Genomic DNA, 15,781 nt, shown 5'->3' with positions numbered 1-15,781 from the left:
CTAGGGGGCGTGCGTCACGCCTTGCCGAGGATGCGGTTGAGGTTGGTGCCACAGGTCGGGCAGACGGCCTTGGCCATCCGGGTGCCCTTCTCGTTGACCTTGACCTCGCCCGACGCCTCGCGCTTCTCCTTGCACTTGACGCAGTAGAACTCGCCGCTCCAGGTCTCCGCCATGACGGCCTCCTTGCTTGTTGTGGTTCTCGGTCGTCGCGACGGGGATTCGGGGGAAGCCCGCCGGAGTCCGGGCTGATGCCCTTGGACCTTGGAAACACTACGACACGCTCACGCTCACGCAAGCGCGGCACACCGGCGCGCCGCGGTTGGCCTCAGGCGTGCGTACGCTGCCCTCCATGACTGCTGACACCGGTGAACTGACCCATCTGCGTCTCGAGCGGCCCAGCGACGGCGTCGTCCTGCTCACCCTGGACAACCCCGACCAGCGCAACGCGATGTCCGACGAGATGACCGCCTCGTGGGTGCGCGCGGTCGACCAGCTGGCCGGAGACCGGTCGGTGCGGGCGGTCGTGGTGACCGGTGAGGGCAGCGCCTTCACCTCCGGTGGCCAGCTGGACTGGCTGGCCAGCGAGCCCGACGCCAGCGTCGACGCGCTCCGCGACCGGATGCTGCCCTTCTACCGCGCCTGGCTCTCGATCCGACGCCTCGAGGTGCCGACGATCGCCGCGGTCAACGGCCCGGCGATCGGTGCCGGCCTGTGCCTGGCGCTGGCCTGCGACATGCGCTGCTCGCGGTCGAAGGCGCCAAGATGGGCGTCCCCTTCACCCAGCTCGGCCTGCACCCGGGCATGGCCGGCACCTTCCTCCTGCCCGAGGTGGTCGGCCACGCCGCCGCCCGCGACCTCTTCCTGACCGGTCGGATCGTGCAGGGCGACGAGGCGCTGCGCCTCGGCCTGGTCTCGCGGGTGCTGCCGCGCGAGGGCTTCCTGGACGAGGCGTTGGCCGTGGCGGCCGACATCGCGGCCCGGGCACCGATCGCGTCGCGCCTCACCACCCTGGCCCTGCGCGACGGTGGGCACGCCTCGATCGAGCGGGCGCTCCAGTGGGAGGCGATGGCCCAGCCGATCACGCTGGCCACCGAGGACCTCCAGGAGGGGATCCGCGCCGCCAAGGAGAAGCGTGCGCCGCGCTTCGAGGGGCGCTGAGCGAGCCGCGTACAGCCCTGCGGACATGAAGAGGCCCCCTGCCGTCCACGGCCGCTAGCCTTCCCCTTGCGAACGTCCGTGGATGATGGCCGGGGGCCTCATCTGCGGCACACGGTATGAGGCAGATCCGGCGCCGGTCAACCGGTTGGCGCCAAGAGCAACCCACAACCTGTGGAAAACCTTGGGGACAACCCTGTTGATCGCCGGGGACCACGGTGGAAAACGCCGGAAGCCCTGGGGATCCAGATGTGTAGGACACGCCCGGCGTGAGCGCCGCCCAGGGCAGTTGACCTGCACAGATCCGAGGGAACGACCTGTGGAGGAGGAACGGTGGTTGACACGCCGTACGACGACGGCCCGGTCGCGGCCCTGCGCCGCATCGCCTTCCTGCTGGAACGGGCCCGTGAGGACACCTACAAGGTCAAGGCCTACCGGGCGGCCGTCGCCACGATCCTGCCCCTGGGCGAGGAGGAGCTGCGTGCCCACGCCGACGCGGGCACGTTGACCTCGCTGCCCGGGATCGGCTCCAGCACGGCCTCGGTGATCGCCGACGCGTTGGCCGGCGTCCTGCCCGAGCGGCTGGCCCGGGCCGAGCAGGAGCACGGCGACCGTGGCGTCACCGGAGGCGAGACCGTCAGGGCTGCCCTGCGCGGTGACCTCCACTCGCACTCCGACTGGTCCGACGGCGGTTCGCCGATCGAGGAGATGGCGTTCACGGCGATCGAGCTCGGCCACGAGTACCTCGTCCTCACCGACCACTCACCCCGGCTCAAGGTGGCCCGCGGGCTCTCCGCCGAGCGGCTGGCCCGCCAGCTCGACGTGGTCGAGGCGGTCAACGGCCACCTGGCCGGCAGCGGCTTCACCCTCCTCAAGGGCATCGAGGTCGACATCCTCGACGACGGCTCGCTCGACCAGAGCGACGAGATGCTGGAGCGCCTCGACGTGCGGGTCGCCAGCGTCCACTCCAAGCTCGGCATGGACAAGGCCGCCATGACCCGGCGGATGGTCGCGGCGACCGAGCACCCGCGGATGAACGTGCTGGGCCACTGCACCGGTCGCCTGGTCACCGGCAGCCGCGGCACCCGCGGGCAGAGCCAGTTCGACGCCCGCGCCGTCTTCGAGGCCTGCGCGGCCAACGACGTCGCGGTGGAGATCAACTCCCGCCCTGAGCGCCGGGACCCGCCCACCGCCCTCATCGAGCTGGCGCGCGACATCGGCTGCCTCTTCTCGATCGACTCCGACGCCCACGCCCCCGGGCAGCTCGACCTGCTGGCCCACGGCTGCGCCCGGGCCGAGGCGGCGGGCATCGAGATCGACCGAATCGTCAACACCTGGCCCGAAGCACGCCTGTTGGCGTGGGCGAACCCGTAACCTCAATCCACATGGAGGACGGTGCGGCGATCGAGGTGCGACGCAGCGCGCGCCGCCGTCGGACCGTCTCCGCCTACCGCGACGGCGACAAGGTCGTCGTGCTCATGCCGGCCTGGATGAGCAAGCGCGAGGAGCAGAAGTGGGTCGCCGAGATGGTGAGCCGGCTCGAGCGCTCGGAGGCCCGCAAGCGCCCCTCCGACGAGCAGCTCATGGCGCGTGCCGCCCAGCTCAACGACGAGATCTTCGGCGGCCTGGCCACCGCGGCCTCGGTGCGCTGGGTCGACAACCAGCGCTCCCGCTGGGGGTCCTGCACGCCGGGGGACCGCTCCGTACGCCTCTCCTCACGGCTGCAGGGGATGCCCACCTGGGTCATCGACTACGTGCTGGTGCACGAGCTCGCCCACCTGCTGGTGCCCGGTCACGACGACGACTTCTGGGCGTGGGTCAACCGCTACCCCAAGACCGAGCGCGCCCGCGGCTACCTGCTGGGGTGGTCCGACGCGGCCGACGTCGACCGTCCGGGCAGCGAGTACGTCGACTGAGCAGGCCCGCTCAGGCCTCGCCCGCCGCAGCGCCCACCCGGCTCGCCCACCGGGCGCGGGCGGTCGCGATCAGCTCGTGCATCTCGTCCTCGAGGTCGTCCGGCAGAGCGTGGATCGGCCACCACCGGACGTCCAGGGACTCCTCGCTGACCCGGTGCGACGCGCCCTCGGGAGCCAGCGCGGTGAAGCGCACGTCCAGGTGACGCACAGGGCCACGCGGGTCGCAGAAGCCGACCTCGTGCTCGTCGAGGTGCACCGGGACGGGGTCCAGCCGAAGGCTCTCCAGCCCTGACTCCTCCAGCCCCTCGCGCAGGGCCGCATCGGCGAGGGTGGCGTCGCCGGGCTCGCAGTGGCCGCCGAAGGCGAACCACCGCTGGGCCTTGCGGTGCAGGTTGAGCAGCACGTGGTCGAGGTCGGCCGAGAGGACGACGACGCCGGCGGTCACGTGGTCGGGGAAGCAGGCGCGGGTCATGCCCTCGGGCTGGGAGGCGAGGTGGGCGACGAAACGGTCGCGCAGCCGGGCCTGCCGGCCGGCCGTCGGCTGCCACTCCACCAGCCGGGCCCAGGCGTCGGCGTGCAACGCCTCACCACTCACGGCTGCTCCGTGCCGGGGCCGGGGTCGGTGTCCTCGCCCGGGCCGCCGAGGAGGTCGCGGAGCCCCGCCTCGAACTCCTCGTCGCTCAGCGTCGTCGCGTCAGCGCCCTCGCGGAAGCCCAGCGGGTCGTCCAGGTCGCTGGCCGAGGGCAGAAGGTCGGGATGCATCCACACGCCGTCGCGCGCCTCGGTGCCCTGCCGCGTACGCAGTGACCCCCACAGCGTGGAGGCGTCGCGGAGGCGTCGGGGACGCAGCTCCAGGCCGACCAGGTTGGCGAAGGTCTGCTCGGCGGGGCCGCCGGCAGCGCGCCGACGGCGCACGGCCTCCTGGAGCTTGCCGGCCGAGGGCATCCGCTCGCCGACGGCCTGGCCGACGACCTCGTCGACCCAGCCCTCGACCAGGGCCAGGGTCACTTCGAGGCGCTCGAGCGCTGCCTGCTGGGCGGGGGAGGGCTTCAGGTCGAAGAGACCGCCTTCGAAGGCCTGCTGCATGGAGGCCATGTCGTTCATGTCGAGGCCGCGCATCTGCTCCTCGATGCCGCTGGTGTCGATCTCGATGCCGGCGGCGTAGTCGGAGACCGCGCCGAGCAGGTGCGCCGAGAGCCACGGCACGTGCGCGAAGAGGCGGTGGTGGGCCGCCTCGCGCAGCGCGACGTAGAGCAGCACGTCGTCCTCGGTGACGTCGAGGCCGGCGGCGAACTCGGTGACGTTGGCCGGCACGATCGCGGCGCGGCCCGGCGCCGCCAGCGGCAGGCCGACGTCGGTCGAGCTCCAGACCTCACCGGCCAGGCCGCCGAGGGCGGCACCGACCTGGTTGGCGAGCATGGCGCCGGAGGCCTGGCGCAGCATCCCGAGCAGGGGGCCGGCCATCGCCCGCATCTCCTCGGGCAGGGCCTGGGCCAGGGCGTCGCCGGCCGAGCCGGCCATCGGCTCGACGAGCTTCTTCCAGACGTCGGTGGTCTCGACGATCCACTCGGCGCGGCTCCAGACGGTCGCGCTCACGACGCCGGAGGGGAAGTCGGTGGTCGGGTCGAGCCACAGGTCGGCCAGTCGCATCGCGTCGGCGACGGCGTCCTTCTGGCGCTGGGTCGGGGAGGGGTCGCTGCCCTGCGCCACGGCCTTGCGGGCGGTGTCGACGGCCAACTCCCAGTTGAGGGGGCCGTCGTGCGGCGTCATCATGCGCTGGAACTGCGCCATGATCGCGCTGAGGTCGGGCACCGGCCCACCGGCGCCGCCCGTGGCGCCGCCGAAGGCCCCACCGAAGGCCCCACCGAAGGCGGAGAACATCTGCTCGAACGGGGTGCCCTTGAAGGGGTTCTGGTCGCCGTCGTCGTCGCCAGCTCCGGTGCCGCCGGGGATCTCATTCATGACTGCGAGCCTACTGGCCGGACGGTCGCCGGAGTCGTCGTAGACCCGCCTAGACTGCGGCGGATGAGCACCCCTGACGTCGTACGCCTGGTGGACCTGCGCGAGGCGCCGCTCGACGTGGGCGAGGTGGTGGCGGCCCTGCAGGACGACGCGGCCGGCGCGCTGACGCTCTTCGTCGGGCAGGTCCGCGACCACGACGGCGGGCGGGGCGTCGAGGGCCTCGGCTATTCCGCCCACCCCACGGCCATGGCGCGGCTGCAGGAGGTGGCCGACCGGGTCGCCGCCGACTTCGACGTGCTCGGCGTCGCTGCCGTGCACCGGGTCGGCACGCTGCACATCGGCGACGTCGCCGTCGTCGTGGCCACCACCTCGGCCCACCGCGACGAGTCGTTCCGGGCCTCCCGTGCACTGATCGACACCCTCAAGGCCGAGGTGCCGGTCTGGAAGCACCAGCGCTTCGACGACGGCTCCGACGAGTGGGTCGGCACCCCCTGACGCTGCCTGACGTGGGTCGGCGCCTCCCTGCGGCGTGGGACCGTCGTACCGCGCCACGAGCGTCCTACCGTTGCACCGTGGAGATCCTGTGGTGGCTCGCGCCGAGCGTGGTGGTGACGTGCGTGGCCATGGCGTGGATCGGCTGGCTCGGCCGCGACGGCCGTGGTGAGGTCGACCGTGAGGTCGCCGCGGCCCGGCTCGCCAAGGCCCTGGAGCGCGAGCGTGCGGTGCCGCGTACGCCCCCGGCCCGGGAGCGTGACCGCAGCACCGGGATCGCCGTGCGACCCCCGCGCGAGCAGGGCGGTTCGTCCGCCTCCGGACCGGGGTCGGACGAGCGTCGCCCCCGCGCCGCGCGCTAGTTGCCGCGGTCTGAGAGGCTTGGCGCCATGAGTCAGCGGACCCTTGCGGGCCTCCTCGCGTTGCCCCTCGTGGTGGGACTGTGGTTGGTCGCGGTCTTCGTGCCCCTTCCCTACGTCACCTACTCGCCCGGGCTCACCGTCGACGTCCTCGGCGAGAGCCAGGGCGACGAGATCGTCCAGGTCTCCGACGACAAGGCGCACCGCGACTCGGGTGAGCTGCTGCTCACGACCGTCTACGTGACCCGGCCCAACGCCCGCGTCAACCTCTTCGAGGTGATGGCCGCGTGGTTCGACCGCGACAAGGCGGTGCTCCCGTACGAAGCGGTCTACTCGCCCGACCAGAGCCGTGAGGACGTCGAGTTCGAGGGCGCCGTGCAGATGGCCTCGTCCCAGGACGTGGCGGTCGCGGTGGCGATGCAGCGTCTCGGCTTCGACGTGCCGTCGGCCGTGGAGGTGCTGCTGATCAGCGACGGGATGCCCGCCGACGGGGTCCTCGAGCGCGGTGACGTGATCCTCGCGGTCGGCGACAAGGCGGTCTCCACGCCCCAGGACGTGGTCGACGCCGTCGACGCGGCCAAGGAGGGCGACACCCTGTCCTTCACGATCCGTCGCGCCCGGGCCGAGCGGACCGTCGAGGTGCAGCCGCGCATGGTCGAGGGCGACCTGCGCATCGGTATCACCCCCGCGCAGGGCTACGAGTTCCCCTTCGACGTCGACCTCAACATCGACCCGTCGATCGGCGGGTCGAGCGCCGGGCTGATGTTCTCCCTCGGCGTCTACGACACCCTGACCCCCGGCTCGCTCACCGACGGGGCGACCATCGCCGGCACCGGCACGATGGCCGCCGACGGCACGGTCGGCCCGATCGGGGGAGTGGCGCAGAAGATCGCCTCGGCCCGCGACGCCGGCGCCGAGCTCTTCATGGTCCCTGCCTCCAACTGCGAGGAGGCACTCGGTGCGCGTCCGGGTGACATGCGCCTGGTGCGCGCCGACAAGTTCAACGACGCCTTGACGTCGATCGAGGCGTGGGTCGACGACCCCGACGCCGCACTGCCCAGTTGTGACAGAAAGCAGGAGAAGTGACCGACGAGCCCATGGACGCCACGTTGACCGACCCAGCCCTCGCGTCGGCGGTGCTCGAGGTCGAGGCCCACGTCGGCCGTGAGGGGTGGGACCAGCCGGCCCGCCTCTACGCGCTGGTCGACACGATGCGCTTCCTCGAGGCCGAGCCCCAGATGGCGCAGGCCATGGGCCTGGCCGACAGCGCCGTGCCCGGGTCGCTGACCGCGATCGAGCAGGAGCAGTACTCCAGCGACAACCCGATCGAGCAGGCGCTGGAGTCGATCGTCTGGCCGCCCACCGTCGACGGGTGCTGCGTGGTCGTCGAGCGCCTGGTGCTGCCGCCCGAGGTCGACCCCGAGATCCCCGAGGACCCGGAGGAGGCCGCCGCCTTCGCGCGCCAGCACCCGCTGCGCCAGGAGGTCCGCATGGTCGCGGGCGCGACCCGCGCCGGCGCGACCTACTGCGCGCTGCGCCTCAAGGCCCACGACGACGAGCAGTCCGTGGTCGACGGCACCGACCTCGTACCGGGTCTCGTCGAGCTGGTGCTCGGCACCCTGCGTGACGCGGACGAGGTGCAGGCATGAGCCTCTTCGGTCCTCCCGCGGCTGCGGCGCCGGCGCCGGGCCCTCCCCAGCGACGCTCGCGTGCGCTGGTCATCACCGCCGGCATCCTCCTGGTCGGCTTCCTCGCGCTGACCGCCTTCTCGGCGTTCTGGACCGAGCGCCTGTGGTTCAAGTCGGTCGACTTCTCCGGCGTCTTCACCACCCTGGTGCTGACCCGCATCGGTCTCTTCCTCGTCTTCGGCGTGCTGATGGCCGTCGTGGTCGCGCTCAACATGTACCTGGCCCACCGGTTCCGGCCGTTCTTCCGTCCCACCTCGGTGGAGCAGGAGAGCCTCGACCGCTACCGCGAGGCGATCAAGCCGGTGAAGGGGTGGGCGCTCGCCGGCTTCGCGGTGCTCATGGGTCTCTTCGCCGGCGCGTCGGGCTCCGGCCGGTGGCGTGAGTTCACCACGTGGCGCCACAGCGAGAACTTCGGCACCAAGGACCCCTACTTCGACAAGGACGTCAGCTTCTACGTCTTCGAGCTCGGCTGGCTGCACTTCGTCGTCGACTTCCTGCTGGCGGCGGCCGTCGTCGGCCTGCTGGCGGCGCTGGTCGTGCACTACCTCTACGGCGGCATCCGCCTCCAGGCGCAGCGCGACAAGTTCAGCCCGGCCGCCCAGATCCAGGTCTCGGTGCTGCTCGGTGTCGCCGTGCTGGCGAAGGCCGCGGACTACTGGCTCGACCGCTACGACCTGCTCAACAGCTCGGGCTCGTTGATCACGGGCATGAACTTCACCGACGACAACGCGGTCCTGCCGGCCAAGAACATCCTCGTCGGCATCGCCATCATCTGTGCGGTCCTCTTCTTCCTCAACGTGTGGCGCCGCACCTGGATGCTGCCGTCGGTCGGCATCGCCCTGCTGGCGCTCTCGGCGATCCTGCTCGGCATGCTCTGGCCGGGCATCGTGCAGCGCTTCCAGGTTGCGCCCAACCAGCCCGACAAGGAAGCGGCGTACATCGAGAAGAACATCGAGGCGACGCGGGCCGCGTACAACCTCGACGACGTCGAGGTGAACCGCTACACCAGCGCCCCCGACCTCGGCTCCGCGCTCGCGCAGCTGGAGACCGGCACCTCGTCGGTGCCGCTGGTCGACCCCAAGCTGGTCAGCCCCACCTTCGAGCAGCAGCAGCAGGTCCGTGCGTACTACACGGTCCCCGACGTGCTCGACGTCGACCGCTACACCCTCGACGGCCAGGAGCGCGCCCTCGTGCTCGGCGTGCGTGAGCTCGACCAGAGCGGCCTCGCCGAGTCTGACCGCAACTGGGCGAACCTGCACACCGTCTACACCCACGGTTCCGGCATGATCGCGGCCTACGCCAACCAGCGTCCGGCCGACGACGGCAGCCAGGCCGAGGCGATCCAGTGGGCCGAGGGCCAGGAGGCGGGCCAGAAGGCGCTCAGCGAGCTCTCCGACGAGCCGTTCGAGCAGCGGGTCTACTTCGGTGAGACCAGCCCCAGCTACTCGGTCGTCGGCAAGTCCGGTGAGGACGGCAAGGACGTCGAGCTCGACCTGCCGCGCGGCGAGGAGGGCTCTAGCCCCACCTCGACCTACGACGGTGAGGGCGGCGTGCCGGTGGGCAGCGCCTTCAACCGCCTGCTGTACGCGGTGAAGTACGGCGAGCCGAACTTCCTGCTCTCCGGCCGCATCTACGACGACTCCAAGATCCTGTACGACCGCAACCCGCGGCGGATGGTCGAGAAGGTCGCCCCGTGGCTCACGGTCGACTCCGACCCCTACCCGGTCGTCGTCGACGGTCGCATCCAGTGGGTGCTCGACGGCTACACGGTCACCGACAAGTACCCCTTGTCGCAGAAGGAGTCGTTCGAGGACATGATCGACGACTCGCTCCAGGACGACCTGGGCTTCCAGACGCTGCCGACCGACGAGATCAACTACGTCCGCAACGCGGTCAAGGCCACGGTCGACGCCTACGACGGCACGGTGAAGCTGTACGCCTGGGACGAGGAGGACCCGATCCTCAAGGTCTGGCGCAACGTCTTCCCCGGCACCGTGCTCGACAAGGACGAGATTCCCGAGGCCCTGGTCTCCCACCTGCGCTACCCCGAGGACCTCTTCAAGGCGCAGCGCTACCAGTTCGCCCGCTACCACGTCACCGACCCCAAGGACTGGTACGCCGGCAACAACCGGTGGGAGGTCCCGAACGACCCGAACGTGGAGAACAGCCAGCAGCCGCCCTACCGCCTCTTCGCCAACCCCCAGGGTGACGAGGACCCGAACGCGGAGCAGATCTGGTCGCTCACGTCGGTCTACGTGCCGCGCGACAAGAACAACCTCGCGGCCTTCGTCTCGGTGAACTCCGACGCCACCAGCAGCGACTACGGCAAGATCCAGGTGCTGGAGCTGTCGGACGAGCGGACCAACGGTCCGGTCCAGGTGGCCAACGAGATCGCGTCCGACGAGGACGTGCGTGACGAGCTCTTCTCGTTCGACCAGGGCGGCATCAACCCGCGCTACGGCAACCTGCTGACCCTGCCGGTCGGCGACGGCCTGATGTACGTGCAGCCGCTGTACGCCGCGCGTGACGCGTCGGAGTCGAGCTATCCGATCCTGAGCTTCGTGCTCGTCTCCTACGGCGGCAACGTCGGGATCGCGCCGACGCTGCGTGGGGCGATCGCGGACGTGCTCGGCGTCGACGACTCCGGCCCGACTCCCAGCGGTTCGGGTGACGGTGGCAAGGGCGGCGACAAGGGTGGCGACCAGCCGCCGGCGTCCGGCACGGTCAACCAGCAGATCCGGTCGCTGCTCGCCCAGGCGGAGAAGCAGTTCGCGGCCGCCGACAAGGCCCAGCGCGACGGGGACACCGTGGCGTGGGCCGAGGCGATCGAGAAGGCCAAGGAGCTCGTGAACGAGGCCGTGGAGCTCTCCGAGAAGAAGTGATCCGGTGGGTGTGACCCACCCCGATTAGGAACCGCTCGACCCCGTCCGGTAACGTGTGACTCACCGACGCGGGGTGGAGCAGCTCGGTAGCTCGCTGGGCTCATAACCCAGAGGTCGCAGGTTCAAATCCTGTCCCCGCTACAAAGAACGAAGGATCCGAACCCTCAGGGGTTCGGATCCTTCGCATTTCAGGGTCAGGCCTTCTCGCAGATGTCGCTCTTCCAGGTGCTGACCTCGCCGCCCTTGCTCACGCGGACGGCGTAACGGAAGCGGTGGGTGCCGTTGCGGAACGTGAAGACGGCCCGGCGCACCGTGCCGGCGTACACGGCGTTGCGCACCTCGCCGGTGTAGAGGTCGGTCTCCTTGAGGTCGAAGAAGACGTCGGTGGGTCCGTAGGTCCACCGCACGGTGCAGACGCCGGGCTCGGTGCGGTTCGCGACGACCGAGCCGACCGGCGCGGGAGCTGCGTGGGCTGCCGGCACGGCGAACAGCGAGCCACCTGCGGCCATGAGGGTGACGCCTGCGCCGAGGGCTGCCTTCTTGAGCGAGTTCATGCGTTCTATGCCTTCCGAGATGTCAGCCCGAACGTTCGATCGGGCCGCGCACGACCGTAGGGAGGAGCCGCCCGGCCACTGCCTGACACGCCGACCAAAAAGTGGGGGAACGTCCGTCAGGAGGATCGGATCCCCAGAATGAGGGAAGCCGTCGCCCGCGCCGAGGGGCCGACTCCGGCCAGGGTTGCGGACGCGGGGCCCGTCCAGTCGCCGTACCCGACGAGGTGGAGCCGGGGTTCCTCGAGGGCCTGCGTGCCCGACGGCCCGCCGACCGCGATGCGTCCATGCCTCGTCAACCGCAACGGGCGCAGGTGACTGAGCGCTGGCCGGAACCCCGTGCACCAGATGACGGCGTCGCACTCCCAGCTAGTGCCGTCGGCCCAGGCCACTGCGCCCTCGGTGAGGCGGGCGAACATCGGCAGGGCGTGCAGGACGCCGCGGTCGCGGGCCGCCTTCACGCTCGCGACCATCACGATGTCGCCGAGCCCTGCCACGCCGTCGTGCTCGCGCCCCTGGGCCAAGGCCTCGATCCGGGCCCGGGCGGTGGCGAAGAGGACCCGACCGTCCACGTCGTCCTGCAGGAAGCGTGGTGGTCGGTTGGTGACCCACCGGGTCTCGGCCGCGGTCGACACCTCGGCCAGGATCTGGGCGGCGGAGTTCCCGCCGCCGACCACGACGACGCGCTGACCGGTGAAGTCCTCCGGCGAGTGGTAGTCGGCAGCGTGCAGCTGACGGCCCCGGAAGGTGGCGATCCCCGGGTAGGTGGGCCAGAACGGCCGGTCCCAGGTGCCGGTGGCCGAGACCACCGCTCGGGCCGACCAGGAACACCCCGGAGCCTCCACCAGAAGGCGGCCGATGGGATCCTCGTCGGCCCTGCGGACCGACTCCACCCGGTGTGGCCGCGCCACCTGCAGCTCGAACCGCTCCTCGTACCTGGTCAGGTAGGACACCACGTGGTCCCGCGGCGGGTAGCCCCGGGTCGCGTCGTCCCACGGCGGCATCATCCAGCCGGGCAGCGACGAGAAGCCTGCCGGCGAGAACAGGCGCAACCCGTCCCACGTGCGTGGCCACGCCCCGCCCGGTCGGTCGGCGGCGTCGACGACCACGAAGTCGCGTCCCGGGACGAGGCCGCCGCGCCGCAGGTAGAAGCCGGTGGCCAGGCCGGCCTGTCCGCCGCCGATGACCACCACCTCGATCTCGCGGGCCTGCTCCGGCGCCTTGTCGTCGATCGTGCGCCCCTTCACCTCGAGCGTCGGCGTTCCATGAGGGATCGCCGACGGGTGTCGTCCACGGCAACAGGGTGCCATGGAGAAGTGGCCGCGACCGGGGCACGCTCCACCCTTGACTCATTCCAAGAAAGGGGAGAGGTTGGAGTCATGCCCGAGACCACCAGCACCCCTGACTTCGCGTCGGTGCTGCGCGCTGCCTCACTGCGGGTGACCCGCCCGCGGCAGGCGGTGCTGGCAGCGGTCGCGGCGGAGCCGCACCTCGACACCGACGCCGTCATCCACCGCGTACGCGCGGAGCTCGGCACCGTGTCGCACCAGGCCGTGTACGACGTGCTGCGCGCCCTCACCGAGGCCGGGCTGCTGCGTCGCATCCAGCCGGCCGGCGCCACCGCCCGCTACGAGGCCCGCACCGACGACAACCACCACCACGTCGTCTGCCGCAGCTGCGGCGCGATCGAGGACGTCGACTGCGCCGTCGGCCAGGCGCCGTGCCTCGTCGCCTCCGACGACCACGGCTTCGCCGTGGACGAGGCCGAGGTCGTCTGGTGGGGCACCTGCCCCTCCTGCACGGCCGCCACGGCGTGACCCCCACGTCCTCCCACCGACCCGTCCAGCAACCGAAGAGGAATCCGGAAGGAACCATGAGCGAGAACCGGAACGACACCCCCACCGACCCCCAGGGCACGGAGCGCAAGGCCGAGGCCGGCTGCCCCGTCATGCACGACTCGGCGACCGGGTCCGGGGGCAGCGAGAGCGAGAACCCTGCGATCCCGTCCCCGGAGCCGAAGGTCGCCCGCCCGCGAGGCAACCGTGACTGGTGGCCCAACCAGGTCGACCTGTCGGTGCTGCGCACCAACCAGCCCGCCTCCGCGCCGCTGCGTCCCGAGTTCGACTACGCCGAGGAGTTCGCCAAGCTCGACGTCGAGCAGCTCAAGGCCGACGTCGTCGCGGTGATGCACGACTCGCAGGACTGGTGGCCGGCCGACTTCGGCCACTACGGCGGCCTCTTCGTCCGGATGAGCTGGCACGCTGCCGGCACCTACCGCATCTACGACGGCCGCGGTGGCGGCGGCACCGGCCAGCAGCGCTTCGCCCGCTCAACAGCTGGCCCGACAACGTGAGCCTCGACAAGGCCCGTCGACTGCTCTGGCCGGTCAAGAAGAAGTACGGCCAGAAGATCTCGTGGGCCGACCTGCTGGTCTTCGCCGGCAACGTCGCCATCGAGGACATGGGCCTGGAGACCTTCGGCTTCGGGTTCGGGCGCGAGGACGTCTGGGAGGCCGAGGAGATCTTCTGGGGTCCCGAGGACACCTGGCTCGGCGACGAGCGCTACAGCGGCGAGCGTGACCTGGCCGAGCCCCTCGGCGCCGTCCAGATGGGCCTGATCTACGTCAACCCCGAGGGCCCCAACGGCAACCCCGACCCCCGGGCGTCGGCGCGCGACATCCGCGAGACCTTCCGACGCATGGGCATGAACGACGAGGAGACCGTCGCGCTGATCGCGGGCGGCCACACGTTCGGCAAGACCCACGGCGCCGGGCCGGCCGACCACGTCGGCGACGAGCCCGAGGCCGCCCCGGTCGAGCAGCAGGGCCTGGGGTGGAAGAGCACCTTCGGCACGGGCAAGGGCGACGACACCATCACCTCCGGCCTCGAGGTCACCTGGACCTACCACCCGACCCGGTGGGACAACGAGTTCTTCCACATCCTCTTCAGCTACGAGTGGGAGCTCTTCGAGTCACCGGCCGGCGCGAAGCAGTGGCGTCCGAAGAACGGTGCGGGCTCCGACATGGTGCCGATGGCCCACGACCCCTCCACCCGTCGCGAGCCCCGGATGCTGACCTCCGACCTGGCGCTGCGCTTCGACCCGGAGTACGAGAAGGTCTCGCGCCACTTCTACGAGAACCCCGACGCGTTCGCGGAGGCGTTCTCCAAGGCCTGGTACAAGCTGCTCCACCGCGACATGGGGCCGGCCCAGCGCTACCTCGGCCCGTGGGTGCCCGAGCCGCAGCCGTGGCAGGACCCGGTGCCGGCGGTCGACCACGAGCTCGTCGGCGGCCCGACCTCGACGCCGTCAAGGCTGCCGTGCTGGACTCCGGCCTGGGCGTCCCCGAGCTCGTACGCACGGCGTGGGCCGCTGCGTCGACCTACCGCCGGACCGACTTCCGCGGCGGCGTCAACGGCGCCCGCATCCGGCTGGAGCCGCAGCGCAGCTGGGAGGTCAACGACCCGGCCGAGGTGTCCCGTGTGATCGGGGCGCTGGAGGGCATCCGCGACGACTTCGCCGGGCGGGGGACAACCATCTCGATCGCCGACCTGCTCGTGCTGGCGGGCAACGCCGCCATCGAGAAGGCAGCGCGTGACGCTGGGTCGAGGTGACCGTGCCCTTCCACCCGGGCCGCACCGACGCCACCCAGGAGCAGACCGACGTCGAGTCGTTCACCGTGATGGAGCCGCGCGCCGACGCGTTCCGCAACTACGCCCGCGCCGACGACCGGGTCCCGGCCGACGTGCTGATGGTGGAGAAGGCCTACATGCTGGGCCTCACCCCGCCGGAGATGACCGTCCTGCTGGGCGGCATGCGGGCGCTGGGCGCCAACCACGGCGGCAGCCAGCACGGCGTCCTCACCAACCGCGTCGGGGTGCTGAGCAACGACTTCTTCGCGAACCTGCTCGACATGGCGACGGAGTGGAAGGCCGTCGGCGACGGGACGTACGAGGGCCGCGACCGCGAGAGCGGCGAGGTCGTCGGCACGGCCACGCTCGTCGACCTGGTCTTCGGCCACCACTCCGAGCTGCGCGCGCTGGCCGAGGCGTACGCCAGCGACGACGCCCAGCAGCGGTTCGTCGAGGACTTCGTCGCCGCCTGGACCAAGGTGATGGAGCTCGACCGCTTCGACCTGCACCGCTGATCCGTCGTGCGGACGGCCTCCTCCACGCGGCGCTCAGCGGCGCGCTGCGCACGGCGTACGACGTTCTCCGCGCGCCGCCGCTCGGCCGCCAGCACCTTCTCGGAGCGCACGGGCCACACGTACGGCAGGTCGTCGGGGACGTCGGTGAAGAGGCGCCGTAGTGCTCGGGGTCCTTGCGCAGCAGCGAGGAACGGTGGCTGCGGTGGAGCTCCTCGTCGCCCAGCCACGGTGGGAGGGCGCCGGCCTCCGCCAGCTCGGCCTCGGTCCGGATGCCGGTGACGCCGGCGGTGGCGAGGTCCTCGGCGATGGTGGCGGCGCAGGTGTCGTCGAAGCCGCGCTCGGTCCAGACGTCGCAGCAGACGAAGCCGTAGCGCCCCAGCGCCTCCTCGAACCCCTTCCACATCAGCACGGCGGGGTGGTGCGCCCATCCGTAGCCGGGGCGGGTGAGGGCACGCACGATCTGGATCGTCTCGACCCGTTGCTTGCCCAGGCGCTTGGCGTCGAGGGCGCGCGCAGACGCCTCGAAGTCGGCGTACGGAAGGAACGTCTGCATCTCTCCGAGCGTAGTCACCGCACGAAATCCCACGGCCGGGTCGCCGGAGCCGCGGCGGGGTGCGTAGCTCGCGTTGGGT

At 71.2% G+C, this 15,781-nt stretch carries 18 protein-coding genes, 1 tRNA gene and 2 pseudogenes; 15 read left to right on the top strand and 6 right to left on the bottom strand.

Translation table 11 applies throughout. The features are described 5' to 3' along the window. Window positions 1–14 precede the first annotated feature (14 nt). Window positions 15–173 (bottom strand): DUF5679 domain-containing protein, encoded by a 159-nt coding sequence (locus E2C04_RS18120; protein WP_170213509.1) that lies wholly within the window; start codon window positions 171–173, stop codon window positions 15–17. A 176-nt stretch (window positions 174–349) separates the two neighbouring features. Here E2C04_RS18120 and E2C04_RS18805 point away from each other — a divergent pair, with 176 nt between their 5' ends. From E2C04_RS18805 to E2C04_RS12520, 4 genes are all read left to right on the top strand, one after another. After that, window positions 350–865: an enoyl-CoA hydratase/isomerase family protein gene (locus E2C04_RS18805; protein ID WP_202977787.1), complete on the top strand. Its 516-nt coding sequence runs from the start codon at window positions 350–352 to the stop codon at window positions 863–865. Continuing rightward, on the top strand, window positions 802–1,158 hold the full coding sequence (locus E2C04_RS18800) for an enoyl-CoA hydratase/isomerase family protein (protein ID WP_202977786.1): 357 nt from the start codon (window positions 802–804) through the stop codon (window positions 1,156–1,158). The genes E2C04_RS18805 and E2C04_RS18800 overlap by 64 nt, the downstream gene beginning before the upstream one ends. A gap of 330 nt (window positions 1,159–1,488) precedes the next feature. After that, window positions 1,489–2,529, top strand: coding sequence for a PHP domain-containing protein (locus E2C04_RS12525; protein WP_135832844.1), 1,041 nt, complete (start codon window positions 1,489–1,491; stop codon window positions 2,527–2,529). Between the two features lie 11 nt (window positions 2,530–2,540). Further along, window positions 2,541–3,071 carry a M48 metallopeptidase family protein gene (locus E2C04_RS12520; protein WP_135833795.1) on the top strand — a complete coding sequence of 177 codons (531 nt, stop codon included), beginning with the start codon at window positions 2,541–2,543 and terminating at the stop codon, window positions 3,069–3,071. A gap of 10 nt (window positions 3,072–3,081) precedes the next feature. Here the strand turns inward: E2C04_RS12520 and E2C04_RS12515 are convergent, their stop codons facing one another. Together E2C04_RS12515 and E2C04_RS12510 are read right to left on the bottom strand one after the other, a co-directional pair. After that, window positions 3,082–3,666, bottom strand: coding sequence for an NUDIX hydrolase (locus E2C04_RS12515; protein WP_135832843.1), 585 nt, complete (start codon window positions 3,664–3,666; stop codon window positions 3,082–3,084). Beyond that, a complete protein-coding gene (locus tag E2C04_RS12510) occupies window positions 3,663–5,033 on the bottom strand; it encodes a zinc-dependent metalloprotease (RefSeq protein ID WP_135832842.1) in 1,371 nt (456 codons plus the stop codon). The genes E2C04_RS12515 and E2C04_RS12510 overlap by 4 nt, the downstream gene beginning before the upstream one ends. Window positions 5,034–5,096: 63 nt before the next feature. On the opposite strand from E2C04_RS12510, the gene E2C04_RS12505 reads away from it, so the two are divergent. From E2C04_RS12505 to E2C04_RS12480, 6 genes are all read left to right on the top strand, one after another. Continuing rightward, on the top strand, window positions 5,097–5,528 hold the full coding sequence (locus E2C04_RS12505; protein WP_135832841.1) for a molybdenum cofactor biosynthesis protein MoaE: 432 nt from the start codon (window positions 5,097–5,099) through the stop codon (window positions 5,526–5,528). Between the two features lie 77 nt (window positions 5,529–5,605). Continuing rightward, a complete protein-coding gene (locus E2C04_RS12500; RefSeq protein ID WP_229721671.1) occupies window positions 5,606–5,887 on the top strand; it encodes a hypothetical protein in 282 nt (93 codons plus the stop codon). Between the two features lie 27 nt (window positions 5,888–5,914). Further along, on the top strand, window positions 5,915–6,970 hold the full coding sequence (locus E2C04_RS12495) for a YlbL family protein (protein ID WP_135832840.1): 1,056 nt from the start codon (window positions 5,915–5,917) through the stop codon (window positions 6,968–6,970). Next, window positions 6,967–7,533: a PPA1309 family protein gene (locus E2C04_RS12490; RefSeq protein WP_229721672.1), complete on the top strand. Its 567-nt coding sequence runs from the start codon at window positions 6,967–6,969 to the stop codon at window positions 7,531–7,533. Before E2C04_RS12495 ends, E2C04_RS12490 begins: the two co-directional genes overlap by 4 nt. Beyond that, window positions 7,530–10,454, top strand: coding sequence for a UPF0182 family membrane protein (locus tag E2C04_RS12485; protein WP_135832839.1), 2,925 nt, complete (start codon window positions 7,530–7,532; stop codon window positions 10,452–10,454). The genes E2C04_RS12490 and E2C04_RS12485 overlap by 4 nt, the downstream gene beginning before the upstream one ends. A 67-nt stretch (window positions 10,455–10,521) precedes the next feature. Next, window positions 10,522–10,595, top strand: a tRNA-Met gene (locus E2C04_RS12480). A gap of 53 nt (window positions 10,596–10,648) precedes the next feature. Here E2C04_RS12480 and E2C04_RS12475 read toward each other — a convergent pair. Then, complete coding sequence (locus E2C04_RS12475) at window positions 10,649–11,008, bottom strand: hypothetical protein (RefSeq protein WP_135832838.1); 360 nt, start codon at window positions 11,006–11,008, stop codon at window positions 10,649–10,651. 116 nt (window positions 11,009–11,124) lie between these two features. Then, window positions 11,125–12,252, bottom strand: coding sequence for an ArsO family NAD(P)H-dependent flavin-containing monooxygenase (locus E2C04_RS12470; protein WP_229721673.1), 1,128 nt, complete (start codon window positions 12,250–12,252; stop codon window positions 11,125–11,127). A 132-nt stretch (window positions 12,253–12,384) separates the two neighbouring features. Between E2C04_RS12470 and E2C04_RS12465 the strand changes: the two genes are divergently transcribed. From E2C04_RS12465 to E2C04_RS21515, 5 genes and pseudogenes are all read left to right on the top strand, one after another. Further along, the gene (locus tag E2C04_RS12465) at window positions 12,385–12,822 is read left to right on the top strand and encodes a Fur family transcriptional regulator (protein ID WP_135832836.1); all 438 of its coding nucleotides are present in this window, start codon (window positions 12,385–12,387) and stop codon (window positions 12,820–12,822) included. A 56-nt stretch (window positions 12,823–12,878) separates the two neighbouring features. Beyond that, complete coding sequence (locus tag E2C04_RS21530) at window positions 12,879–13,358, top strand: hypothetical protein (protein WP_338088761.1); 480 nt, start codon at window positions 12,879–12,881, stop codon at window positions 13,356–13,358. Beyond that, window positions 13,355–14,080: pseudogene (locus E2C04_RS22095) on the top strand (peroxidase family protein); the annotation flags it as partial. The gene E2C04_RS21530 and the pseudogene E2C04_RS22095, both read left to right, overlap by 4 nt. Next, a complete protein-coding gene (locus E2C04_RS22090) occupies window positions 13,996–14,616 on the top strand; it encodes a peroxidase family protein (protein ID WP_420873110.1) in 621 nt (206 codons plus the stop codon). The pseudogene E2C04_RS22095 and the gene E2C04_RS22090, both read left to right, overlap by 85 nt. Beyond that, the gene (locus E2C04_RS21515; RefSeq protein ID WP_338088758.1) at window positions 14,613–15,149 is read left to right on the top strand and encodes a peroxidase family protein; all 537 of its coding nucleotides are present in this window, start codon (window positions 14,613–14,615) and stop codon (window positions 15,147–15,149) included. Before E2C04_RS22090 ends, E2C04_RS21515 begins: the two co-directional genes overlap by 4 nt. 193 nt (window positions 15,150–15,342) lie before the next feature. Here the strand turns inward: E2C04_RS21515 and E2C04_RS22085 are convergent. Next, window positions 15,343–15,702 (bottom strand): annotated as a pseudogene (locus E2C04_RS22085) (MSMEG_6728 family protein); the annotation flags it as partial. Between the last annotated feature and the right edge of the window lie 79 nt (window positions 15,703–15,781).

This window comes from Nocardioides daphniae (assembly GCF_004777465.1).
GTDB lineage: Bacteria > Actinomycetota > Actinomycetes > Propionibacteriales > Nocardioidaceae > Nocardioides > Nocardioides daphniae.
The sequence above is the reverse complement of the archived record's forward strand: the minus strand, read 5'-3'. Positions and strand labels throughout refer to the sequence as shown.

Coding starts and splice junctions, on each gene's coding strand:
- E2C04_RS18120 (WP_170213509.1), bottom strand. CDS start 173: ATGGCGGAGACCTGGAGCGGCGAGTTCTACTGCGTCAAGTGCAAGGAG.
- E2C04_RS18805 (WP_202977787.1), top strand. CDS start 350: ATGACTGCTGACACCGGTGAACTGACCCATCTGCGTCTCGAGCGGCCC.
- E2C04_RS18800 (WP_202977786.1), top strand. CDS start 802: ATGGCCGGCACCTTCCTCCTGCCCGAGGTGGTCGGCCACGCCGCCGCC.
- E2C04_RS12520 (WP_135833795.1), top strand. CDS start 2,541: ATGGAGGACGGTGCGGCGATCGAGGTGCGACGCAGCGCGCGCCGCCGT.
- E2C04_RS12510 (WP_135832842.1), bottom strand. CDS start 5,033: ATGAATGAGATCCCCGGCGGCACCGGAGCTGGCGACGACGACGGCGAC.
- E2C04_RS12505 (WP_135832841.1), top strand. CDS start 5,097: ATGAGCACCCCTGACGTCGTACGCCTGGTGGACCTGCGCGAGGCGCCG.
- E2C04_RS12495 (WP_135832840.1), top strand. CDS start 5,915: ATGAGTCAGCGGACCCTTGCGGGCCTCCTCGCGTTGCCCCTCGTGGTG.
- E2C04_RS12485 (WP_135832839.1), top strand. CDS start 7,530: ATGAGCCTCTTCGGTCCTCCCGCGGCTGCGGCGCCGGCGCCGGGCCCT.
- E2C04_RS12475 (WP_135832838.1), bottom strand. CDS start 11,008: ATGAACTCGCTCAAGAAGGCAGCCCTCGGCGCAGGCGTCACCCTCATG.
- E2C04_RS12465 (WP_135832836.1), top strand. CDS start 12,385: ATGCCCGAGACCACCAGCACCCCTGACTTCGCGTCGGTGCTGCGCGCT.
- E2C04_RS21530 (WP_338088761.1), top strand. CDS start 12,879: ATGAGCGAGAACCGGAACGACACCCCCACCGACCCCCAGGGCACGGAG.